Source organism: Streptomyces sp. JJ36 (genome assembly GCF_021696945.1).
Lineage (GTDB): Bacteria > Actinomycetota > Actinomycetes > Streptomycetales > Streptomycetaceae > Streptomyces.
Genome location: NZ_JACYHE010000031.1, coordinates 21,178 through 44,264 on the forward strand (window position 1 = coordinate 21,178; position 23,087 = coordinate 44,264).

Sequence of the window (23,087 nt, forward strand, 5' to 3'; positions counted from 1 at the left end):
GTTCGCCGGGGCCGGTCAGCGGCCCCGCACCGTCACTTGATCTTCTCCAGCATCGGGACGATCTCGTCGATGGCGTACGGGATCGACAGCACGGTGTTGAAGGAGAACGCGGCACCGATGTCCGGGTCCTGGTACGGCACGAACAGGTCCCGCTTCTCCTGGTGCACCTTCAGCTTCGCGTACAGCGGTTCGTCCTTGATCCGCTCGTTGGCGTCGGTGCTGGAGGTGACCCACACCAGCCGGTCGACGTCGAGCACGTTCAGCTTCTCCGCGCTGAGCTCGGCGACGTTCCAGCCCGGCTTGGCCATCTCGTCGATCTTCGGGTTGAGCTGGAAGCCCAGCTCGGAGAAGAAGATCGACTTGGGGTCGGTCCCGGTGAAGGCCGAGTACTTGCCCGCCTCGAAGCTGTCCGCCACCGTCAGCGTCTTCTCGGCGAACTCCGGGTGCTCCTTGCGCACCTTCGCGAACCGGGCGTCGACGTCCGAGATGAGCTTCTCGGTCTCCGCCTCCTTGCCCAGCGCCTTGCCGATCTGGCGGGTCATGACCTGCCACGGCGCGGCGTAGTCCTCGTGGCCCTTGGGCTGGGCGACGACCTTGGTGAACTCGGAGAGCGTCTCGTACTGCTCCTTCTTCATGCCCGAGTACTGGGCGATCACCAGGTCCGGCTCCAGCGCGGCGATCTTCTCGATGTTGTACTCGTCGCGCTCGCCGACGATCTCCGGCGTGTCCGAGCCCCACTTCTCCTTGGTCCACGGCCACTTGCCGTACGGGCGCTCCTTGAACCAGTCGACCGAGCCGACCGGCTTGACGCCCAGGGCCAGCACCGCGTCCTGGTCCGAGAGGCCCAGGGTGACGACCTTCTCCGGCTTCTCCTCGATGGTCGTCTTGCCGTACTTGTGCTCGACGGTGACCGGGAAGGCGCCGTCACCGCCCTTCCCGGACGACGCGGGCTTCTCCTCGGAACCGGAGTCGTCGTTCCCGCCCCCACAGGCGGACAGGACGAGGGCTGCCGCTGCGGCGACGGCCACCTGGGGGACGTTTCTGACGAACCGCGCGAACGCGGGACGTGCACCAGTGGACACGGGACTTCCTTTCACGGGGTTGCACAGTGCGGTCCGCGCCGGCCGGGTACGGCGCCGTCGGGGAACGACGCCTCCGGACGGGCACGGCACAGGGGTGTGGGGGGAGGGTCTGGATGCGGGGCGGCCGGGGGCCCGGGGCTCACCGGGCGGGCTCCGGGGTGCTCACCGGGCGGGCTTCCGGCAGCTCCGGGTGGCTCCCTGCGGGCTCCGGGCCGCCGCCGTACGGGGCCGGGACCGGCTCCGGGCGGCCGCCGGGGCGCTAGCGGGCCGTACCGATGCCGTCGGCGACCGGACGCACTGCGTCGGGCGCCTCCTTCAGGCCCCGCTCCAGGACCGAGTCGAGGATCTCGCCGACCCGGACCGCGGTGTTGGAGAGCAGGGAGGAGGTGATGCCGTGGGTGTGCTCGGTGCCGCCCTGGAGGTAGATGCCGCAGCGCAGCGCGGGGTCGGTGGCGATCCGGTAGTCCCGGCCGACGCGGAGCCGGCCCTGGTCGTCCCGGTGGCAGCGGCCGGCGACCTCGCCGAGGAGCGCGGTGGCGTCGGCTGGGCGGTAGCCGGTGGCGTAGACGACGACGTCGGCGTCGAGCGTGGTCTCCTCGCCGGTGACCAGGGACTGCACGGTGGCGCGTACGGTGTCCCCGGTCTCCTCGACGCGGGAGACCCGGGAGACGTTGAGGAAGCGCAGCCGCTCGGTGCCGAGCACCTTCTCCTGGTACGCCTGCCGGTAGAGGTCGTCGATCAGGTCGATGTCCACCACGGAGTAGTTGGTGTTGCCGTGGTACTCCATCAGCTTCCGCTTCACGTCCTCGGGGGCGGTGAAGTAGTCGTCCACCGCACCGGGGTCGAAGATGCGGTTGGCGAAGCCGCTGTCGTCGGAGGGGCTGTAGCCGTAGCGGGAGAAGACGGCGCAGACCTCGGCCTCGGGGAAGCGGCGGTGCAGGTAGGCCACGTTCTCCGCGGCGCTCTGCCCGGCGCCGACCACGACGAACCGCTTCGGGTCGGTGCCCTCCAGTCCCTCCACCTTGGCCAGCAGCTCGGAGTTGTGCCAGATGCGCCCGGACCGCTCCACGCCCTCCGGCATCCGCGGCCGCAGCCCGGTGCCGAGGACCAGGTTCCGGGCCCGGTGTGTCACCAGCTCGCCGCCGGAGCGGGCGGTTACGTCCAGGTACTCGATCGCCCCGTCCCGGAGCACCGGCTCCACGGCGACCACCTCGTGGCCGTAGGAGACCATGTCGTCCACCTTGGCCGCGGCCCACTCGAGGTAGTCGTGGAACTCGATGCGCAGCGGGAACAGGTTCTTGTGGTTGACGAAGTCGATCAGCCTGCCCCGGCTCTGCAGGTACGACAGGAAGCTGTACTCGCTGGCCGGGTTCCGCAGCGTCACCAGGTCCTTGAGGAAGGACACCTGCATGGTGGCGTCGTCGATGAGCATGCCGCGGTGCCAGCCGAAGGAGGGCTGCCGCTCGAAGAAGTGGGCCGTGACCGCGTTCTGCCTGCCGACGCGGGCGTTGTGCTCGCTGAGCGCGATCGCCATGGCCACATTGGACGGCCCGAAGCCGATGCCTATGAGGTCGTGGATCAGAGGTGCGTCGCCAGGAAGAGCCTGTGCCATGTCACTCCCATCGTGCGGGGCGGTCGCCTGTCGGGCGGGCGGGGACGGTCCGCCGGGCACACCGGTGCGCGTGCCGGCCGAGCGAACTTAGGTAAAGCTAACCTGACTGCGGCGCCCTGTCGACGGGACGAAACGGACAAGCAGTGGGGTAAGACGGCGAACACGCCCGAGAATCCGGCCCGTTGCACCCGTTAGGTAAGCCTTGCTTTACTGGGGCGCCGGTCCATCGCACTCCGAGGAGGAACCTTCATGCGGGTCGTCATGTTCGGCTATCAGACCTGGGGCCACCGCACCCTGCAAGCGCTCCTGGACTCCGAGCACGACGTGGCGATGGTCGTGACCCACCCCAAGAGCGAGCACGCGTACGAGAAGATCTGGAGCGACTCCGTCGCCGACCTCGCCGAGGAACACGGCATACCCGTCGTCCTCCGCAACCGGCCCGACGACGAGGAACTCTTCGAGCGGCTCAAGGACGCCGACCCGGACATCATCGTGGCCAACAACTGGCGCACCTGGATCCCGCCGCGCATCTACGGCCTGCCCCGGCACGGCACGCTCAACGTCCACGACTCGCTGCTGCCCGCCTACGCCGGCTTCTCCCCGCTGATCTGGGCGCTCATCAACGGCGAGCCCGAAGTCGGCGTCACCGCCCACATGATGGACGAGCAGCTCGACGCCGGCGACATCGTGCTGCAGCGGGCGGTCACCGTCGAACCGACGGACACCGCGACCGACCTCTTCCACAAGACCGTCCCGCTGATCGCCCCCGTCACCACCGGCGCCCTCGACCTGATCGCCTCCGGGAAGGCCGAGTACACGAAGCAGGACCGGAGCAAGGCCAGCTTCTTCCACAAGCGCGCCATCGAGGACAGCCGCATCGACTGGAACTGGCCCGCCGAGGACCTTGAGCGCCTGATCCGCGCCCAGTCCGACCCGTACCCGAGCGCCTTCACCTACCACAAGGGCAAGCGGCTGGAGATCGTCAGCGCCGTCGTCTCCGAGGGACGGTACGGCGGCACCCCGGGCCGCATCTTCTACCGCGAGGGCGACGGCGTCGTGATCGTCGCCGGCGCCGACGCCCGCACCGGCCGCAACCACGGCCTCGCGCTCACCCGCGTCCGCACCGAGGACGGCCGCGACCTCCCGGCCACCGAGTACTTCACCGCCATGGGCGGCTACCTCACCAGCCACGCCTGAGCGGGGCCCGGGGCGGGGGGCCGGGCCCGGCCCCCCGGCCCCCTGGACGGGCCACGGAAACCCCGGATACCGGGAGGGGCGAGCTCGGCCCCTCGGCGCGTTGGCCCGCGGGCCGCTCCGGCTGGGCCGACAACGCGGAACGGGCCACGGAAACCCCGGATACCGGGAGGGGCGAGCTCGGCCCCTCGGCGCGTTGGCCCGCGGGCCGCTCCGGCTGGGCCGACAACGCGGAACGGGCCACCGATGCCAGCCCGGCCCACCCGGCGCGCCGCAAACCGCGGGTCCGGGGCGCGTGCCGGGCGCCCCGGACCCGCCCCAGGGCCGTGGCCGCCCCGAACCCCCTGCTCACCCCGTGATCGCACCGCGGGGTGACAACCAAGACCACCGACGGAGAGGCATCCGCTACCCTGTCAGGGGTCGGCCGGGCCTCTCCGCCACGGCACCCGCCCCGTACCGGGGCGAACCGTACGGAACCCCGCCCGGCCTCCGGGTTCGCCGCACGGCCCAGGCCCCACCGGGCCCGCCCTGCACAGCGAACCCCCGCCTCCGTAGCTCAGGGGATAGAGCACCGCTCTCCTAAAGCGGGTGTCGCAGGTTCGAATCCTGCCGGGGGCACCAGCGCGAACGCCCCGGACCGAGCAAGGTCCGGGGCGTTCGACATCCAGCCCCGGCATCAACGGCGACGGTCGTTGCGCCGCGTCAGCAGCCGGGCCATGTGGCTGATCGCTCACCGCTGGTCCGAGGCAGGGAACCACGCCGGCCGCCATCAGCAGGGTCGCGCAGCAATGCCGGGCATCGTGCAACCGGACGACGCGGAGAGCGTGCCGGACGGACGGCAGACAGTACGCTGAGGCCAGGGGGATCAGGTCCGCAGCACAGCGTCCAGGAGGTGCTTCATGACGGCCGAGATGACGGCCCCGGCGTGGATGCATGAGCAGATCACGGCGGAGGAGTACGAGTCCTGGTCCGAGGAGCAGTGCGCCGGTATCGAGATCGTGGACGGGATGGTCGTCGTGAGTCCGAGTGCGTCCAAGCGACACAACCGGCTGGCCCGGATTCTGGCGAACGCCCTGGACGCCGCCGCGGGCCTGGAGTGGAACGCCGACACGGACTTCGACGTCCGGCTTCAGGACGTCCCGCTCACCAACCGCCGTCCGGACGTCATCGTGTACCGCGCAGACACTCTCGACATCACCCCCACCCGCCCTGAGCACGTACTGCTTGTCGCGGAGGTGGTGTCGCCGGGCTCGGAGACCACCGACCGGATCGTGAAGGTCGACCAGTACGCCAAGGCAGGCATCAGTTTCTACTGGCGGATCGAACAGGCCGCGACGGGCGTTCCTCTCGTGTACACCTACGTTCTCGACCCCGCGACGAAGACCTACCGGGACGGAGACGTGTTCACCGGCGTACTCAAGGTAGCGGCCCCCTTCGCGGTGGAGATCGACCTCGGCCAGGTCTGACCCACGCGCAGCATTCGGCAGCACGTGAGCGATGCGGAATCGGACTGCCCGGTGCAGGGGGAAGTAAGCCTGATCAAGTGCTCCCCAGGCTTCCCCGGGTGCGGCGCGTGACGCCACGCAGCTTCCGCCGGGCGAGCCGGGGCCGGCAGGTCGAGCGCGCCCTGCCGACCGGCCTTGGGCGAGCACCTCCCGGCCGGCGTCGCCACCCGCAGTGCCGGTCTCGCCGGCCGGTGCCCTGCCCCGCGCAACCCGCGCCCCTCAGCCCCCGCCGGTCAGCGCCCGGGCGAGGTCGTGCGCCGTGGCCGGGCCGCCCGGGACGAACGGCCCGTCCGCCCGGTGGGCTGCGTCCAAGGCGGGGGTCAGGCTGCGGGCCCGCTGGGCGGGTACGCGCTCCAGCACGGTGGTCCCGGTCTCGGCCTCCAGCGCGGGAGCGTATCCGGCGGCCCGCAGGGCGGCGAGGGTCTCCTGCTCTCCGGCGGTGGAGATGAGCACCGTGGGGGCGATGCGTCGCAGCCGCAGCCTGGCCAGTCCGCGGGCGCGTACGACCTCCTCGAGCAGGCTGGTGTCGTCGGAGCGGACGCAGCACGGCGATCGCACGACGCGGAGCCGCCCGTGGCTGCGCGCGGTGTCCTTGAGGGTGTAGGCGAGCGGCTGCGGCAGTTCCCCTCCTTCGGCGACCTCGCGGAGGCGGGCGTGTACCTCGTCGGCGTCCCATCCGGCGTCGTACGCCCGGCGCAGCGAGGCCGGGGTGATGCGCCAGACCACGGCGTGCCCCTCGGACTCGATGTCGCCGACGGCGGAGAGCAGTTCGCTCAGCCCGGGCGCGGGCGTGCCGGTGACGGTGGCGGTGGAGTCGGCCTGGAAGCGTGCGGTGGTGGCCGGAGCCGGCAGCATGCGGTGCAGTGCGGCGCGGACGCCGGCCAGCGCTTCGGCCAGCCTGGGATGGGAGGCGAGGTCCGTCCCCAGCCCTTCGGTGCCGGGCACTCCGGCGACCGAGGGGTCGGCGTACGCGCCGGGCACGGCGGGGTAGTGCCGGGCGGCGCCGGCGTCGAGGAGCCGGGTCACCGCCCGGCCGGCGTCGGTGAGCGCGCCGTGTGCCACCAGTCCCAGGAGTCCGGCTTCCGCGAGGGTGGCGTCGAGCCGCCGGTGCAGAGCCGCACCGAAGGGCGGCAGGCCGTCTGCGCCGCTGCCGTCGTCCCCGCCTTCCGCGTCCCCGCCTTCCGCGTCCCCGCTTTCCGCGTCCCCGCTTTCCGCGTCCGCGCCTTCCGCGTCCTCGCCTTCCGCGTCCTCGACCAGCGTGTGCAGCACCGGCTCGAACCAGGCCGCGCAGGCGAGCAGTTCCTCGCACGCCGCCCGGTCCTGCCGCAGACCGTGGCCGTCGGGCAGGGTGGCCAACGCCCGGAGCACGCCGTGCCGCAACGGCACCGCGAGCGGATCGTCGGGGGCGACCAGGGCGACTGGCGTGTCGCCGTCGTCGGGCCAGTGGCTGAGGGTCTCCGGCAGCACAGCCCATGCGGAGATCAGCGGCAGCAGTTTGGCCGCGGGCCCGGCTGCGGACCAGGCGTCGTATCGCTCGGTGGGCAGCACCCTGGCCGGCGGCCGCCGGCTGCCGCCGCGCGCTCCGCCGCGTCCCCGGTCCCGTGCCGGTTCGTCCGCCTCGGCCTCCTGCGGAGCGGCGAGCCCGGCGTGCGCCGCCAGGTCCAGCCACAGCCGGGCGTGCGCTTCGTCAGCCCCGGCCGCCTTGGCCAGCCGCCGGGTGTCGCGCACCGCGACACCACCCGCCTTGCGTACGGTGACGGGGCGCGCTGCCAGCTCGCGCAGCACCAGCTCCGCCCGCCAGGCGGCGGCCCCGGCGGCGACCGCCCCCTGACCGTCCCACTCGCGCGGCAGCGGCACGGTGCGGGTGAGCGGCTCCGGGTCGAGGCGCAGCACCGGTGTCCACCCGTCCCGCAGGGCCCGGCCCACCTCGTACGGCAGCTCCACCAGGTCCTCGTCGACCGGCACGACCATGCCGTGGGCCGCCAGCCAGTCGGTGCCCTCGTCACCGCTTCCGCCGTCCCGGAAACCGAACTTCGGCTTCGAAGCGCCGTACGGGCCGCCGTAGAGGCCGCCGCCCAGCCGCTCGAAGCAGTGCGTCAGCATCCACGGCGGGCCCGGGGCCAGTCGCTCCAGCAGGTCGTGCGCCGCCGGGGGTGCGGCGGTCAGCAGGTCCCGTACGAGGTACGGGTCGCCGAGCATCCGGCAGATGTGCTGCTGTGCGGCGTCGCGGGTACGTGGCTCCTCCGCACCGAGCACGGTGGCGATCTGCTTGATCTCCGGGGCGTTGAACGAGCGTGTCAGCAGGGTGTCGACCGGCCGGCCGTACGCCGCGAGGTCGGCGGCCTGCGCGTGCAGCGCCGCGGGCAGCGCCAGCCGGCCCGCGGGGGCGGGCAGCAACAGCGCCCGCGCCCGCAGGCGCTCCGTCACCTCGGTGAGACGCTCCCGGGTGACCCCCTCGGCCTGGGCGAGGTAGTCCAGCACCTCGGTCTCGGGCAGCAACCGGTCGTACGGTTCCACCTCCGGAGCGGGTGGCGCCCCTCCCGCGTACGCGGAGAAGGGCGGCGGCGGCAGCGGCCCGTGCCGTTCGAGAGCGAGTTCGGTGAGGGCTGCGAGCAACTGCAGTTCACCGGCTGTCAGGTGGTCCAGGCCCCGCGCCACCGACGCGTCGGTCAGGAGATGGCCGGCCAGCGCGTCGAACGAGGTGAGCCGTACGTGTCCGGCCGCTTCCGGCAGCCGGCGCTCCTCGAGGAGCTCGGTCAGGCGGGGCTCCGGGAGGTCCCGCAGCCACTTCTTCAGGGCGGTTCGCGCATGCACGATCTCCGAGCGTAGAGCAGGAGGGGATACGGCATGCCGGTCCTCAGCCGCTCGGCCACCGGGCAGGGGAGGGAGCCGGACCCGTTGCCTCCCGAGGGCCGGCGCACCCCGGCCGTGCGAGCAGGCACTGCTGCTCCCTGACTCCGTCGACAAGGCCGGGACGGCTGATGATCGCCCCAGCCGTATGGGGGCCGGACCGGAGCGGCGAGGCCGACGGGAGCTGGGGCGCGACAGGGGAGCGTCCGCGCGCCAGGGGGCCTGTGTACGCCCTTGCCAGGCGTGAAGCGGACACGTCACTCTTACTGTCATGCCGGGGGGAGTGGACACGCGTGGGCTGGCGTTGTCGGGCAGCCACTTACCGGCGATGTTCCGGTCGGCGGATCAGGCGTCGCTCAGCGGGCAGAGGGACACCGTGCGCTGGTCGGCAGCGCAGTTGTCGTTGCTCATCGCCGCTGCCGTGCTCAGCGCGACAGACCTCCGCGCGGGTGAACACCTGAATGTCGGCGACCTGTTGGCAGCCGCGGCGCTGACGGGCTCGTTGCTTCCCGCCGTGTGGCTTGCGTCGAGCGTTCCCCAGCGGCGGTGGTATCAGGGCCGGGCGGCAGCAGAATCGGTGAAGACGCTGGCCTGGAGGTATGCCGTCCGAGCGGAGCCGTTCACCGACTCCGAAACCGCGGACGAGAAGTACCTCGGCAGGCTCGAGGAGATCCTGCGGAGCTTACGGGACCTGGACTGGGCACCGGCCGCCGGCGAGCCGGCCGAGATCACCGCACGCATGCGGCGGCTCCGCAGAGCACCGCTGGAGGTGCGGCAGAAGGTCTATCTCCAGGGTCGTCTCGATGACCAGTACGCCTGGTACACGCGAAGGGCACGCCGCTTCGGCCGGCTGGCGCGGGTCTGGTCGACGGCAGCGGGCGTGACCACGGCGCTGGGTCTCCTTGCGGGTTTTCTGCAGGGCTTCGGCCTGCTTGCCTTCGATGTGCTCGGCACGGCGTCCGCGATGTCCGCAGCAGCAACCGCCTGGGTGCAGCTGAAGCAGTTCCAGCCCCAGTCCACCGCCTATCTCCTGACCAGCCACGAGTTGCTGCTCGCCCGGACCCGGCTCACTCCTGACTGCAGCGAGGAGTCATGGGCCCGGTTGTGTGGAGCGACGGAGGACGCGATCTCCCGCGAACACACGATGTGGCTGGCGCGGAGAGTCGTATGACGTCAAGGAGGCCGATCCGTTGAGAGACGTCGAGCAGGACGCCGGGAGACCGGACATCGTGGGATTCGGCGCACTGAACGTCGATCTCATCGCGGGTTCTTCCGGGCTGAGCGCCCACGCTGCCGAGCACGTCACGGAGTCGATAGCGCGCTTCGAGTGGAACAGGGAGACCCCCGTCGACGAAGGGACGATCCTGGAAGTGGTGGACCGCCTGGACGCAGCCTCGTTGAGCGCGTCACTCGGCGGATCCGCATGGATCACGCTCTTCACATTGGCGCAGATGCGCGCAGGTCTCCGGCTCGGATACGTGGGAGTGGTGGGACGCATGGTCAAGCCGGGGCTGTCCTTCACCGGGCAGATGGACAGGCTCGCCATCGACCGGCGGTGGGTGGCGCAGGTGTCGGGGCGCTCGTGCGGGATCTGCCTTTCCTACATCGACGACACCGACCGCGTCATGCTGACCCACCCGGGCGCCAACTTCGAGATGGGGGCGTATTTACGGCGCCACTCGGTGCAGATTGCGGAGTACCTGGCGTCAGCGCGGCACGTGCATGTGACCTCCTTCCTCGACGAGGAGACCCCGGGCGAGATGGTGCGCATATTACGCAAGGCCAAGCAACTCGACCCGCTGCTGCGGGTCAGTTTCGACCCCGGCTACGACTGGGCGGTGCACAGAAGCCGCGACATCGCAGGACTGCTGGAACTCGCCGACCTGGTGTTCGTCAACTACCGCGAGTTCAAGGCACTGGGAGAGTACGCGCACGGGGAATCCGACGAAGCGATAGCCGACAAGGCTCTCGGCCGGTGCGCACCGCGGTGTGTCATGTTCGTCACCAAACGCTACGACCTGGTCCAGGTGTTCCGGCGCGGGCCAAATGGCATCTCTGCGCGCAAGTTCCACTTGGAGAGACCGACGCGGGAGACCGACATCGAGGACGCGACAGGAGCCGGCGACGTCTTCGCCGCCGGAGTTCTCGCCTCGGCCTCGTCGGCCCGCCTCCGCTTGGAACTCGGTGCTTACCTGGGTCTGAGCCTCGCTCGCTACAAGGCCCAGCAGAGACCCGGCCGGCCCGTCGTTCTTCCCGACCTCTCGAACGGATTTCTGCAACAACGTGAGTCGCTGCCGCCCAGCGGCCGACGCCCCCCGGGCGTGCTCCTGGTGCACGACGGTCATCCCCAGCGGCACGAGCTCCGTCACTTCATCGAGCGACGCTGTGGGCTGCGCCTTTACGAACTCACGTCGGAAGTGGCATGTGGCCGGGAGGCCGAGTCGGCATTGCGTGACCATCTCGACCGCTGTTGCTTCGCCGTGTGTCTTCTCAGCTCGCAGGAGTCGTTCCCCCGCAGTGAACGCTACCGATCCGATCAAAGCATCATCCACCAAGCTGGTTTACTCCACGGGCGCTACGGATTCGATCGCGTGGCCATCCTCGCGGAGCACGGGTGCGACACTTTCTCCAATATCGCCGGACTGATCCGTCTGGACTTTCCGAAGAACCGGGTACACAGCGTCTTCCTGGAGCTGGAACGCATGCTGGCCAGGGAAGGAATGTTGCGAGGAGGCAGGAGTGATGGATGAGGCGCAGGAGAGATCCGGCCCCGGGTCGGACACGGCAACCCCCACGTTGGACGTCGTCGGCATCGGCGCCCTGAATCTCGATTACATCGCCCATGCCACAGCCGTTGCACAGGACCCCGACGCCTCCTTGACCGCGCGTATCGCGGCTACCGTCGAACGTTCCGGTACGCCGCTGGAACTGGGCACGGAAAGCCACGTGGACGAACAGACGATGGATTCCGTTCTCGAACTCGTCGGAGGCGTGACCTCACCCAGTACGGTGCTGGGCGGTTCCGCCTTCAACGCCATTCACGCCATCGCCGAGACACGCGCCGGCTTACGCCTGGGCTACGTGGGGGTGGCCGGGCGCGTGCCCGTGCTGGGAATGTCCGCGCTCCGTCAACTGGAGGCGCTCGGAGTGGACGCCGAGCACGTGCTCAGCGACGCGCACAGCCTGTGCGGCGTCTGCTTCTCCTTCGCCGAGGGCGGCGAGCGGACGCTGCTGACCCACGCGGGAGCGAACGCCCGCATGGCCGACTACCTCAGAGAGTCGTTCTCCAGCATCGTGGCGTACCTGGCGCGCGCCCGCGTCATCCATGTGACGTCCTTCCTCGACGACGAGACCGCGGGCCGCCTGCTGGACGTACTCGACGCAGTGAAGGCCAGAAACCCTCTCACGCGCATCAGCTTCGACCCCGGTCACGTCTGGAGTACCGCGCCCCCTCCGGAGATCGACGGCCTGCTGGCCCTCAGCGACTACCTCCTGGTCAACTACCGGGAGTTCCGGGAACTCGGGGGAGGTGACGAAGGAGCCACCGACGACGACGTCGCGTCCCGTCTGCTCGGCAGACTGCGGGCGGACCAGCCCGCCGTCCTCGTGAAGCGGCCCTCCGGTGTGCACGCCTACCGCGTCGAACGGGGGAAGGCCGTCGGGGACTTCTACCCACAGCTCCCGCTGGCCCAGGACGAGATCGAGGACGCCACCGGAGCAGGCGACGTCTTCGCGGCCGGCCTCCTCACGGTTCTCGCCAGCGACCGGCTGCAGGTGGAGCTGGGATCGCTCCTCGGAATGCGCCTGGCCAGACACAAGCTGCGCTATGTCGGCAGTCAGGGCACCCGGTTCGAGGCAGTGGCCCACGACTTCATCGCCTCGCTGGACTCCCAGCGCAGAGTGGACGCCTTACCGCGAGGCGTCTTCATCGCCCACGGCGCAAGCCCGGAGTGGGTGGCGGCCAAGCTGTTCATCGAGGAGCGCCTCAACATCCCGGCGTACTCCTTCGAGTCGAGCAGCTGGGGCGGTCACCAGGTGACCGAAGCCCTGACCGACTGCCTGGATCGCTGCAGCTTCGCGATCTGCGTGCTCACGGCGGAAGACCTCACCGAGGACGGGCGCCGGCTGGCCCGGCGCAACGTCGTTCACGAAGTGGGGCTCTTCCAGGGCCGGTACGGGTTCGACCGGGTGCTCATGCTGGTGGAGGACGGCTGCGACTTCGTCCCCCCGGTCGCCGAACCCTACGCACTCCGCTTCCCGCGGCACGCCGTTCAGCACACCTTCTACCAATTGGAGGCCGCTCTCGCCGAAAAAGGGCTGGGGCACCGGGAGTGGAGCGGGTCGTAGCCGTCCTGTCCGCCCGCAGCCGAGTCGGCCCGCCGTCGGATCATCACGCCGGGTGACTGTCACGTCGTCAGAGCGTCACCGGCGGTGTACGCTGCCGGTGCACGGGTTGCCTCAGACCGGACACGAGGCGGCCCCCGGAGGTGCTACCAACACCGGCCGAGGGCCTACACCCAGAGGACTTACGGCAAGGAGTCCCCGGAATGCTTCGGCATGCTATCGCGCCTGCGCGCGCCTTCGCGCAGACCCCGAACGCCATCCTCCGCCACCCGCGCCTGTCGCCGGACGCGAAGACGCTGCTGACCTGGCAGCTCTCCCTCCCGGCGGGCGAGAAGCAGTGTCTCAGCACGACCGCGGAGAAGGCAGGGATTCAGGAAGGGCCCGTTCCAGCGCGCCAAGAGCCAGCTCCGCGAGGAGGGTTACCTTCACGAGTGGCGCCTCCAGGCCGCCGGCGGACGGTTCCGCACGGTGCAGCTGGTGTCCAACGTGCCGCTCAGCGCCAAGGAGGCGCTGGCCGTACGGGACGGGCGGCGGGCGGCGCCGGACGGCGCCCGGCTCGCGGCCGGCCCGCGTGCGGGCGAGCGCGGCGATGCCCCGCGTCAGGGTTCCGTGCCCCCGAGTGCCGCCCGGCCGACCGCCGGTGAGCCGACGGGCCGGTCCACCGGCCGTCAACCAGAGAAGAACACCGGAGAGAACACCCTCCAACCCGCCGCCGAGCCGGAGGTGCGGGAGGAGGACTCGTCGGCACGGGTCGGCGGCGCAGGCCGTCGCCAGGCGGGCCCGCCCGCTGCGCACTCCGCCGCGGAGCTGTTCCTGCGGTCGCTGGTGCACGACGGCCCGCACCTGGCCATGTCGACCACGGTCGTTCGCCGCCTGGCGCCCCTGGTCGAACGGTGGCTGGCGAGCGGACTTCCGCTCGACCAGATCCGCAGGACCCTGACGCAGGGGCTCACCACCGGTGTCCGGTCGGCGGTGGCAGTGCTGAGCTGGCGACTGGAGCACACGCTGCCCGCGGTGCCGCCGCCCGCTCCCGCAGGGCACCGGCCGGAACCGCGCGTCTTCCGGATGAGGGAGTGCGCGCGGAGCGCGTCGCACACGCAACCGCGGCTGTTCACTCCGCCGCCGGGTTCCGGCGAGCTGCTCTGCCCCGACTGCCGTGCGGACCCGCCTGCGGCGGCCCCGGCAGACGCGACGCCGGAGGCACCGCACGCGGGCCCGGGCTTCGCACGGTTCCGCGCGGCGCGGCGCCGCCGGCGCACGGGGTAGCGCCCACGGGATAGCGCCCACGGGGCACGCGCGTACCGGCACGCCGCTTGTGGGTGACGGGCGCCGTCCGTCCCCACGGCGAGCCGCGCGAACGCGCCCCCGCCGGCAAATCCGGTGCTCACCGCGCCCGAGGTGCCGTAGCGTTCCACGCACCGACCGCTCGGAAGGGAACGTATGACACTGCAGGACGGGGACGAGATCCACTGCCGCATCTGCGGCTACAGCGACGAATCGCTGCTCTGGGAAGACGGCTGGCCGAACCACGTGATCTGCGACTGCTGCGGCAACGAATCCGGGCTCGGCGACACGGGGACCCCCGGCGACTGGAACGGCCTCTCGGGTATCCGTGCGTACCGCGGCTACTGGGTGGCCAGAGGCGCACAGTGGAGCGCCTCGACCAGAAGGCCGGCCGACTGGGACCTGCTGGAGCAGCTCGGGAACATTCCCCCGGAGTGGCGGTAGGCGCGCCGCGCGGCGGCGCAGGGTGTGCGGTCACGGCGGAGGGCGGTCACCGTCGCCCTGTTTCACGGCCCGGGCATAGTGGTGCGCATGGCTTCCCTGGTGAGACACGTGACCATCGACTGCGCCGACGCCTACGCCCTCGGCGGCTTCTGGGCCGCGGCGCTGAACTCCTCGCTGGCCGAGGACGACTATCCGGGCGACCCGGAGGCGACCGTCGAGTCGCCGGGGGCCACGCTGCTGTTCGTCACGGTCCCGGAGCGTAAGGCCGCCACGGTCAAGAACCGTGTGCACCTGGATCTGCAGCCGCAGGACCGCACCCGGGACGAGGAGGTCGAGCGGCTGCTGGCCCTGGGAGCGACCCTCGTGGCCGACCACCGCCGCCCGGACGGCACCGGCTGGGCGACACTGGCCGACCCCGAGGGCAACGAGTTCTGCGTCGAACGCAGCGCCGCGGAGCGTGCGGCCGGCGCAGGACAGGTCCCGCGGCCGTGAACGACTCGAGCAGCGCCCTCTTCCCGGCACCCGGGCTCCCGCAGCGCACGTTCGGCTCCCCGCGGTGAGGTGGGCGGGGCCCGGCGAGAGGCTCTCGCCGGACCCGCCCACCGGGGTCGCCGGGGCCCGGGCGGCCCAGGCAGGCGGGGGCGACGTCCGCGATGCGGTGCACCGCGCCCGGTATCATACCCATGGGGGTATGTAACGAGGAGGAAAGCCGTGGAGCTGGACATGACCACCGACGACCTCAAGGCGGCGGTGAACCGGCTGCGCCGCGCCCAGGGGCAGCTCGCGGGCATCATCCGCATGATCGAGGAGGGGCGCGACTGCGAGGACGTGGTCACACAGCTCGCGGCGGTCTCCCGAGCGCTGGACCGGGCCGGTTTCGCGATCATCGCCACCGGACTGCAGCACTGCCTGACCGAGCAGAACTCGGACGCCGCCGACCAGCAGGAACTGCGCGCCCGACTGGAGAAGCTCTTCCTGTCACTGGCCTGAAGCAGCCCCGGGAAGCCGCCGGAGGGCCGCCGCGCCTCCGGCGCACCCGCACGCCCGGACCGGAACGACCCGGCGGCGCCCGCGGGCGGGGTGCGCCCCCACTCCGCGCGCGCCGCACATGTGTGACGCATCTCACCCTTGATACCCCCGGGGGCATACAGCCACAAGCGTTACGGTGACAGCACGATACCCCCCTGGGTATCTGCAGAACCGAGCTCGCTCCACCGAGGAGAGCAGATGATCACCGTTCTTCCCCTCGACACCCCGGGGCTGGGGGACCGCTCCTATCTGGCGCACGACGGCTCCGTGGCACTGGTCGTCGATCCGCAGCGCGACTACGACCGCATCACCGCGCGGGCCGACGCGGCAGGGGTCCGCATCACCCACGTGTTCGAGACCCATATCCACAACGACTACGTGACCGGCGGCCTGGCGCTGGCCCGCGCGGTGGGTGCCCGGTACCTGGTGAACGCCGCGGACGAGGTCTCCTACGAGCGCACCCCGGTCCGCGACGGCGAGGTCGTCGAGGTCGGCACGATGCGGGTCCGCGCCCTGCACACCCCCGGCCACACCCACACCCACCTGTCCTACGCGCTGGAGGCGGACGGCACTCAGGTGGCGGTGTTCACCGGCGGTTCACTGCTGTACGGCTCCACCGGCCGTCCCGATCTCCTCGGCCCCCGGCACACCGGTGTCCTCGCCCGGGCGCAGTGGCGCTCGGCGCGCCGGCTGGCGGAGGAGCTGCCGGACGAGGCCGCCGTCTACCCCACCCACGGGTTCGGTTCCTTCTGCTCCGCCACCCAGTCCGGCGGGGTCTCCAGCAGCATCGGGGCGGAGCGCGCCACCAACCCCGCGCTGACCAGCGACGAGGAGACTTACGTCGAGCGGCTCCTGGCCGGCCTCGACGCCTACCCCGCCTACTACGCGCACATGGGCCCGGCCAACGCCGCGGGCCCCGGCGCCCCCGACCTGTCGCCCCCCGAGGCGGCCGACCCCGCCGAACTGCGCCGCCGGATCGAGGCCGGCGAGTGGGTCGTCGACCTGCGCGACCGTACGGCCTTCGCGGCGGGCCATCTCGCCGGAAGCCTCAACTTCGGCCTGGACGGCCAGTTCGTGACCTATCTGGGCTGGCTGATCCCCTGGGGCACCCCCGTCACCCTCCTGGGCGAGAGCCGCGAACAGGTCGCCGGGGCCCAGCGCGAGATGGTCCGCATCGGCATCGACCGCCCGGCCGCCATGGCCACCGGCACCCCCGCGGACTGGACGGGCGGGCAGCCGCCGGCCGTCCTCGACCGGGCCGTCTTCGCCGACCTGGCCGCAGCACTCGACGGGCCCGACGCCCCGGTCGTCCTCGACGTGCGGCGGGACCAGGAACGCGCCGAGGCGCACATCCCCGGCTCGCTGCACATCCCGCTCCACGAACTACCCGGCCGTCACGACCGGATCCCCGCCGGCCGCACGGTCTGGGTGCACTGCGCGGGCGGCTACCGCGCCTCCATCGCGGCCGCGCTGCTCCAGGCGCGCGGACACCGCGTCGTCGCCGTCGACGACGGCTTCGGCACCGCCCTCGACCTGAGCCTGGCCACCGTCCCCCAGAACACCGCCACCGAAGCCGACACCGAAGAGGAGATCCCCGCATGACCGCCCCCGCCACCCCCCGCGGCCTGGACGCGGCCGAGCTGCGCGAGCAGCTGGCCTCCGACCGCCCGCCCCGCCTGCTCGACGTCCGCTCCCCCGCCGAGTTCGAGGCGGCGCACATCCCGGGCTCCTACAACGTCCCGCTGGACACCCTGCGGGAACACCGCGAAGAGCTGACCCGTCACCTGGACACCGACGTGGTGCTGGTGTGCCGCTCCGGCAACCGCGCCGGTCAGGCCGAACGCGCCCTCGCCGAGGCCGGGCTCCCCGGGCTGAGCGTCCTGGAGGGCGGCATGACCGCCTGGGAGAAGGCCGGCGGGGCGACCAACCGCGGCCGGGAACGCTGGGACATGGAGCGGCAGGTCCGCCTGGTCGCCGGCTCCCTCGTCCTGGCCGGGGCACTCGGCAGCTTCCTCGTCCCGGGCTTGCAGGCCCTGTCGGCGTTCGTCGGCGGCGGGCTGGCCTTCGCCGCCCTGACCAACACCTGTGCCATGGGAGTGGCGCTCTCGCGGATGCCGTGGAACCGCACCCCCTCGTACGACCCGCACAAGGCCGTCATGCAGCTCGCCGACAGCGGCCGGTGACGTGATGACCCTGACACTCGTCCTGGCGCTCGCGCTCCTGGTTGGCGTCTCGCTCGGGCTGCTCGGCGGCGGCGGGTCCATCCTGACCGTGCCGCTCCTGGTCTACGTCGCCGGGATGGACGCCAAGGAGGCCATCGCGACGTCGCTCTTCGTCGTCGGGGTCACCTCCGCCGTGGGCGCGATCGGCCACGCCCGCGGCGGCCGGGTCCGCTGGCGGACCGGCGTCCTCTTCGGTGCGGCCGGCATGGCGGGCGCCTACGCGGGCGGCCGGATCGGCGGCCACATCCCGGAGGGAGTCCTGCTGGGCGCGTTCGCGGTCATGATGATCGGCACCGCTCTCGCGATGCTCCGGGGCAGGCGGCGCACCGACCCGGAGGGGGCGCACCGGCAGCTCCCGGTCTTCCGCGTGCTGCTGGACGGAGCGGCCGTGGGCCTGGTCACCGGCCTCGTCGGTGCGGGCGGCGGGTTCCTCGTCGTTCCCGCGCTGGCGCTGCTGGGGGGCCTTCCCATGCCGGCGGCCGTCGGCACCTCCCTCCTGGTCATCGCGATGAAGTCCGGAGCCGGATTCGCCGGCTACCTGGCCACCGTCCCGATCGACTGGGCTCTGACCCTGGCCGTGACCGGCGCGGCCGTGGCCGGCAGTCTCGCGGGCGCCCGGCTGGCCGGACGCGTCCCCGCGGCGCTGCTCTCCCGGATCTTCGCCTGGTTCGTGCTGGCCATGGGCGCTTTCGTCCTGGTCCAGCAGGCCCCCGAGGAGCTTCGGGTCCCCGCACTCCTCGGAGCAGCCTCGCTCGCCGCCACGGCCGGCCTCTGCTACGGCCTCGTCAGCCGGTGTCCGCTGCGCCGCGTCGTGCACAGCCCGTAGGGCTCCGGTCCGGGCGTGCCCCTGGCCACGCCCGGACCGGCGACCGCTGCGGAAGCGGCGCCGTGGTCGCCCGGCACGATCGTTGCCTCGGGGCACGGGCGCCGCCATGGCTCATCGGCCCGGAGGCCGGTCGGTCACGGTCGCAGCCGGCCTGCGAGCAGGCGTACGGTTGGCGATCCAGACGGTGCCGATGACGAGGGCACAACCGCACAGTTGGGTGACCGAGGGCTCCTCGCCGAGGACGATCAGCCCGAAGCCGATCGCCATGACGGGCTGCAGGAGGAGCAGCGCGGCCGCGGTGTCCGGCGCCAGGCGGGGGCCGGCCTTACTGATCAGCAGCCAGGCCGCCACCTGGCCCAGCAGCGCCAGCGCGGTGATCCAGCCCCACGAGGCGACGGGAACGCTGAGCGGCAGGCCGGTGGTCGGCAGGCTGATGAGCCCGGCGGCGACGGCAGCCGACGCGGTGGAGAGGCACACCGGGCTCGCGACGTGCTCGGGCGAGTGACGTCCGGTGACCCGCATCAGACACAGGTAGCAGGCGTAGGCCACACCGGCGGCGACGCCGAGGACGGCGCCGCGCACCGGATGCTCGGCCCGATCGCCGGACTCCAGCGCGCCGGCGGCGAGGGCGATGCCGGTCAGCATCAGCGGACTGGCGTACAGGAAGCGGGACGGGATCGGTGTCCCGCTGAACAGGCGGGCCAGCAGCGGGAAGACGAGCACCTGTACGTTGATCAGTACGGTGGCGATCGCCGCGCCGACGTCCAGGATGCTCATCGTCCACATGACGTAGTCCGCGCCGAGGAAGAGGCCCGCCAGTAGGGCGTAGCCGTGCAGAGGCCTCCGCAGCGGGCCCCGGCGCCGGGTCTCGTGGACCAGCATCGGGACGAGCGGCACCAGGGCGACCGCGCAGCGCAGGAACGCCGCGGTGCCGGCGTTGACGTCGGCGAGCTTGACGAACATCGCGGAGGCCGACAGGCAGGCGGCTCCCCCGACGACCAGTGCGACGGCCGTCGCGGGCACCGCTGCCTTCGCCGGCGCAGCGTGCTCGGCCGGAGTGCTCGTCTTCGGTGCCACGTCCACGCGCCTCAGCATCGCAGCGCACACCCGACAGCACTACTTATCGTTGATGCGCCGTGATGTGTAGTATCCCTTAGGTGTTGTCGTGGGAGAGGCTGCGCGTGTTCGAGGCGGTGGCCCGGCTGGGATCCGTCCGGGCGGCGGCCGAAGAGCTGTACGTGACGGGTTCGGCCGTCTCGCAGCACCTGCGCCGCCTGGAGCGCGAGGCCGGCTGCCGGCTGGTCGAGGCCGACGGGCGGGGCATCAGGCTGACCCACGAGGGCCGCGTGTTGTCCGTCTCCGCCCATGAGATGGTGGCCACCGCCACCCGGGCACGGCAGGACCTGGCAGCGATCAGCGGACTGGTCGCCGGCCCGCTCCGGGTCGGGGCCGTCGCCTCCGTCCTCCGAGGTCTGCTGCCGCAGACGCTCGTGGCTCTCACCCGTAGGTTCCCCCGGCTCGAACCCCGGGTCCGGGACGGCGAAGCAGCGGACATGCTGCCGGAACTCCGTACCCGGCAACTGGACGCCGTCGTCATGGAGAGCTGGGCCCACGCCCCGACCACCATGCCTCCCGGCACGCACACGCACACCCTCGCCAGGGAACAGGCCCTGCTCGCGGTCCACGAGACCCACCCGTTCGCCGGCCTGGAGGAAGTGCCGGTCAGCACGCTTCACGAGCAGATCTGGACGAGTTGCGCGGCGGGAAGCGACGCCCACCACTCGCTGCTTCAGCTTCTGCGCCAGCACGGAGTGACCGACGCCCAGGTCCGCTTCTGCGTGGCCGACTACGCCACCCAGCTGCAACTGGTGGCCGCCGGGCTCACCGCCGCACTCATCCCTCAGATGGCCGTCCCGGCCACGCACGAAGGGGTACGGCTCATCCCGTGCCGGCCGGCGGTGACCCGTACCCTCGCCGTGGCCACCGCACCTGCCACGGAGACTCCCGCGGTCCACGCCTTCGTCGCCGAGATGAGCCGCGCCGCACACGATCTTCTCTGAGAGGGGCCCAGGTTCGAGGCTGCGGTGCGGGTACGGCTCGCCGGCCGCCCCGCGCCGGCCGGCCCGAGGAGGCACCGTGCACGCACCGGGCGCCCTCCGGGCCCGTCTGACCTCCAACCACCCCGGCTCATCGGCGGGGACTGCCGCCGGCGTCGGCGGCCCCCGTGGCTGACGGCGCACCGGGGCATGCGGGGAGCAGCGCGCCGAGGACCGCGGGGGCGTCGCGCCGCCGGGTGCCGACAAGGACGGTGCGGTCGCCGTCCCGGCATTCGACGACCACGCAGTCGTGGTTGTAGGCGCCCATCCAGCCGTCGGGGTCCCCGGGCTGCAGCGCCCGCACGTCCCGGACGGTCAGTGTCTCCGGAAGCGTCCGGCAGGCGATGCGCCCGTCCGGATCCGGGGTGGCCGCCGGGCGCCCGTCGCCCAGTACCAGGTGTCCGAAGCCCGCCACGCTGTACGGGACGTCCCCGTGCACACCGGCACGCACCACCCGCCTCCCGTCGGGCGGCACCGGCACGATGCCGCTGGTGTCCGCGACCCGCCGCGCGCGCCGCCGCAGCCACCACGCCAGCAACACCGCGAGGCACCCGACCGGCGGCACGCCGGCCAGTGCGATGAGCAGAACCTCCGGTACGTCGTCGCCCGCCAGGGCGGCGAAGAACCCGACGCCGCCGTGCGCCATGCCGGTCAGGAAGCCCACGCTGAGCTGCCAGGCGTCGGCATACGGGGCGGAGGGATAGCGGTTGTGCTGCCACCAACTCGTCCACAGCATCCCCAGTCCGAGGGACACCAGAGCGAGACCGGCGCCCAGCGATATGCGCCAGTCGTCCACCACCGACGCCTTGGTCTCCTGGACGACGCCGCCGAGCCCCACCCTGCGGATCTCCCCCCGCCAGTACGTCACGGTGATCTCGTCACCGGCGCTCAGGCGTTCGTACACCGGGTCCGCGTCGGCCATACGGATACGCTGCACGGAGTCGTCACCGCGCTCGGTGAAGTGCAGCCAGTAGCGGACGCCCTTGCCGTAGGGCTGGGTCTCGGTGGCCTCGACCGTCGCGGGGACGGAGTTCGTACACGCGTCCGCGTGTGTCCCGGCCGGGCACGCGGACGCAGCGCGGTACGCGCGCTCGTCCGCCAGGTCGTCCCGTGCGACGAGGAACAGCACGCCGGACCCCAGCAGAAGCAGCACGCCGATACCTGCGGGGACGAGCGACTTCCACGCGGGCAGCGCCTTCCGCCTCCGGTCCGCCATGTCCCCACCCCCGTGCCGCAATCGCTCGTCCTCGTGCACATTCTGCCGTGGGGCTGACCGGAACGACGCAGGCAGGCGCTCCGTGTCCGCGCGTCTGGGCGGCCGACGGGTGCTACCGCATACGCCGCCTACCGGCGTCGGTGCGGGCGCGGCGTTCGGAGGCGAAGCCGGCGGCGATGGCGAGGCTCGCGGCGGTCAGGGCGAGGGACGCGGCGGCCGGGTTGACGTAGCCGGGGACGTCGTGCGTGGCGTAGCCGCCGCCGTCGCTGGTCTCGCAGAAGAAGCGCAGGGGCACGAAGTCCACGGTGTAGTCGATGACGTGTCCGACCTCCTCCTCGCGGCCGGCGATGCGGCAGGGCGGCAGCGGCGCCGACCCCGCGCCGCCGTCCTCCGCCTCGAGGACCGCACCGGCCACGTAGAGCGTGCCCCACAGGTAGACGGCCGTCGCGACGGCTCCGGCGAACGCTGCACCGGCGCGCAGGACGGGGACGGCGCCGGAACGCCGGACGCCGTGGCGTACGAGTGTCTGGATGCCGTAGCCGAGGAAGCCGAGGACGGCGGCCACGCCGGCCAGGAAGACCGCCGGGAAGAGGAACAACATCATGGTCACCACCCGCCCGGGACGGAGAGTTGCGCGGCGGGTGGATCGGCGGGAGCTGGTGGGGGCATGGAGCGAGTCGAGCAGGGCTGATCGCGGGCTCGCTGTGGTGGAGCCCACACTTCCGGCAACAGGGCTGTCACAGCTGCCGGGTTGCCGTGCGGTGTCGCGGCCGGGGCAGTGGCGGGTGCGTTGCCGGGTGCGGCCGCTTCCGCCGCGACACCAGGGCCACAGGAGAACCCGGCAGAGGTCGGGCACAGGCGGGCACCCGGAGGGCCGGTGGACTCACAGGGGGCACTCGGCCCAGACCGTCTTGCCGGGGCCGTTCCGCTCCCGTACGCCCCAGCGCACGGCCAGTGCCTCCACCAGGAGCAGCCCGCGCCCGTGCGCCGCATCCGAAGCCGGCGGCAACCGTACGGGCGGCGCCGGATGTGTGTCGGAGACCTCGACGCGGAGGACGCCGCGGTCGGCGTCGTGCGCGAGCCGCAGGGCGAAGTCCCGTCCGGGCACCCGGCCGTGGAGCACGGCGTTCGAGGCCAGTTCGGCGACGACGAGCGTCGCGGCGTCGTGTGCCGCCGTGCCGCGCGGCACGCCCCACTCCGTGAGCTGGTGGGCGGCGAGCAACCGGGCGAGGCGGGCGCCGCGCCTGGTGGCGGAGAGCCGCTGGACGAACGTACGGACGGGAGTGGGGGTTTGGGGATGTGGTGCGGTCATGCCGAGCAGCGTCGCGGAGGGAGGGGCGCGCGGGAAGGAACGGCACCCATACAGCTTCCGCTGTATCAGTT

General features: G+C 72.0%; 20 protein-coding genes and 1 tRNA gene. 14 read left to right on the forward strand and 7 right to left on the reverse strand.

The features are described from left to right. Window positions 1-32 precede the first annotated feature (32 nt). On the reverse strand, window positions 33-1,082 hold the full coding sequence (locus tag HOY81_RS14245; RefSeq protein WP_237320722.1) for an iron-siderophore ABC transporter substrate-binding protein: 1,050 nt from the start codon (window positions 1,080-1,082) through the stop codon (window positions 33-35). Window positions 1,083-1,341: 259 nt separating this feature from the next. After that, window positions 1,342-2,694: a lysine N(6)-hydroxylase/L-ornithine N(5)-oxygenase family protein gene (locus tag HOY81_RS14250; RefSeq protein WP_237320723.1), complete on the reverse strand. Its 1,353-nt coding sequence runs from the start codon at window positions 2,692-2,694 to the stop codon at window positions 1,342-1,344. Window positions 2,695-2,943: 249 nt separating this feature from the next. Here HOY81_RS14250 and HOY81_RS14255 point away from each other — a divergent pair, with 249 nt between their 5' ends. The 3 genes from HOY81_RS14255 to HOY81_RS14265 all read left to right on the forward strand — a co-directional run bounded on the left by HOY81_RS14255 (window position 2,944) and on the right by HOY81_RS14265 (window position 5,354). Continuing rightward, a complete protein-coding gene (locus HOY81_RS14255) occupies window positions 2,944-3,891 on the forward strand; it encodes a methionyl-tRNA formyltransferase (RefSeq protein ID WP_237320724.1) in 948 nt (315 codons plus the stop codon). A 542-nt stretch (window positions 3,892-4,433) separates the two neighbouring features. Beyond that, window positions 4,434-4,509 (forward strand) — tRNA-Arg (locus tag HOY81_RS14260). 278 nt (window positions 4,510-4,787) lie between these two features. Then, window positions 4,788-5,354: a Uma2 family endonuclease gene (locus HOY81_RS14265; protein ID WP_237320725.1), complete on the forward strand. Its 567-nt coding sequence runs from the start codon at window positions 4,788-4,790 to the stop codon at window positions 5,352-5,354. A 258-nt stretch (window positions 5,355-5,612) separates the two neighbouring features. Here HOY81_RS14265 and HOY81_RS27575 read toward each other — a convergent pair whose 3' ends face one another. After that, the gene (locus HOY81_RS27575) at window positions 5,613-8,207 is read right to left on the reverse strand and encodes a helicase-associated domain-containing protein (protein ID WP_237320726.1); all 2,595 of its coding nucleotides are present in this window, start codon (window positions 8,205-8,207) and stop codon (window positions 5,613-5,615) included. 319 nt (window positions 8,208-8,526) lie between these two features. Here HOY81_RS27575 and HOY81_RS14275 point away from each other — a divergent pair, with 319 nt between their 5' ends. The 10 genes from HOY81_RS14275 (at window position 8,527) to HOY81_RS14320 (ending at window position 18,392) form a co-directional block, all read left to right on the forward strand. Beyond that, a complete protein-coding gene (locus HOY81_RS14275; protein ID WP_237320727.1) occupies window positions 8,527-9,414 on the forward strand; it encodes a DUF4231 domain-containing protein in 888 nt (295 codons plus the stop codon). 19 nt (window positions 9,415-9,433) lie between these two features. Then, window positions 9,434-10,993, forward strand: a complete 1,560-nt coding sequence (locus tag HOY81_RS14280; protein WP_237320728.1) for a PfkB family carbohydrate kinase — start codon at window positions 9,434-9,436, stop codon at window positions 10,991-10,993. Window positions 10,994-11,189: 196 nt separating this feature from the next. Further along, window positions 11,190-12,590, forward strand: a complete 1,401-nt coding sequence (locus tag HOY81_RS14285; protein ID WP_237320729.1) for a PfkB family carbohydrate kinase — start codon at window positions 11,190-11,192, stop codon at window positions 12,588-12,590. A 474-nt stretch (window positions 12,591-13,064) separates the two neighbouring features. Then, window positions 13,065-13,853, forward strand: coding sequence for a hypothetical protein (locus tag HOY81_RS14290; protein ID WP_237320730.1), 789 nt, complete (start codon window positions 13,065-13,067; stop codon window positions 13,851-13,853). A gap of 174 nt (window positions 13,854-14,027) precedes the next feature. After that, a complete protein-coding gene (locus HOY81_RS14295; protein ID WP_237320731.1) occupies window positions 14,028-14,315 on the forward strand; it encodes a hypothetical protein in 288 nt (95 codons plus the stop codon). Window positions 14,316-14,402: 87 nt separating this feature from the next. After that, complete coding sequence (locus tag HOY81_RS14300) at window positions 14,403-14,807, forward strand: VOC family protein (protein WP_237320732.1); 405 nt, start codon at window positions 14,403-14,405, stop codon at window positions 14,805-14,807. Window positions 14,808-15,026: 219 nt separating this feature from the next. Continuing rightward, the gene (locus HOY81_RS14305; protein ID WP_308341030.1) at window positions 15,027-15,305 is read left to right on the forward strand and encodes a metal-sensitive transcriptional regulator; all 279 of its coding nucleotides are present in this window, start codon (window positions 15,027-15,029) and stop codon (window positions 15,303-15,305) included. Between the two features lie 237 nt (window positions 15,306-15,542). Next, entirely contained in the window at window positions 15,543-16,946 is a 1,404-nt protein-coding gene (locus HOY81_RS14310) for an MBL fold metallo-hydrolase (protein WP_237320733.1), read from the forward strand. Further along, window positions 16,943-17,527: a rhodanese-like domain-containing protein gene (locus HOY81_RS14315; protein WP_237320734.1), complete on the forward strand. Its 585-nt coding sequence runs from the start codon at window positions 16,943-16,945 to the stop codon at window positions 17,525-17,527. Before HOY81_RS14310 ends, HOY81_RS14315 begins: the two co-directional genes overlap by 4 nt. Before the next feature lie 4 nt (window positions 17,528-17,531). Then, entirely contained in the window at window positions 17,532-18,392 is an 861-nt protein-coding gene (locus tag HOY81_RS14320) for a sulfite exporter TauE/SafE family protein (protein WP_237320735.1), read from the forward strand. A gap of 111 nt (window positions 18,393-18,503) precedes the next feature. Here HOY81_RS14320 and HOY81_RS14325 read toward each other — a convergent pair whose 3' ends face one another. Next, a complete protein-coding gene (locus HOY81_RS14325) occupies window positions 18,504-19,475 on the reverse strand; it encodes a DMT family transporter (RefSeq protein ID WP_237320736.1) in 972 nt (323 codons plus the stop codon). Window positions 19,476-19,549: 74 nt separating this feature from the next. On the opposite strand from HOY81_RS14325, the gene HOY81_RS14330 reads away from it, so the two are divergent. Beyond that, on the forward strand, window positions 19,550-20,452 hold the full coding sequence (locus HOY81_RS14330; RefSeq protein WP_237320737.1) for a LysR family transcriptional regulator: 903 nt from the start codon (window positions 19,550-19,552) through the stop codon (window positions 20,450-20,452). A 127-nt stretch (window positions 20,453-20,579) separates the two neighbouring features. On the opposite strand, the gene HOY81_RS14335 is transcribed toward HOY81_RS14330, so the two are convergent. The 3 genes from HOY81_RS14335 to HOY81_RS14345 form a co-directional block, all read right to left on the reverse strand. Then, the gene (locus HOY81_RS14335) at window positions 20,580-21,704 is read right to left on the reverse strand and encodes a hypothetical protein (protein ID WP_237320738.1); all 1,125 of its coding nucleotides are present in this window, start codon (window positions 21,702-21,704) and stop codon (window positions 20,580-20,582) included. A 112-nt stretch (window positions 21,705-21,816) separates the two neighbouring features. Further along, a complete protein-coding gene (locus tag HOY81_RS14340; protein WP_237320739.1) occupies window positions 21,817-22,308 on the reverse strand; it encodes a hypothetical protein in 492 nt (163 codons plus the stop codon). A gap of 279 nt (window positions 22,309-22,587) precedes the next feature. Then, window positions 22,588-23,016: an ATP-binding protein gene (locus HOY81_RS14345; protein WP_237320740.1), complete on the reverse strand. Its 429-nt coding sequence runs from the start codon at window positions 23,014-23,016 to the stop codon at window positions 22,588-22,590. Between the last annotated feature and the right edge of the window lie 71 nt (window positions 23,017-23,087).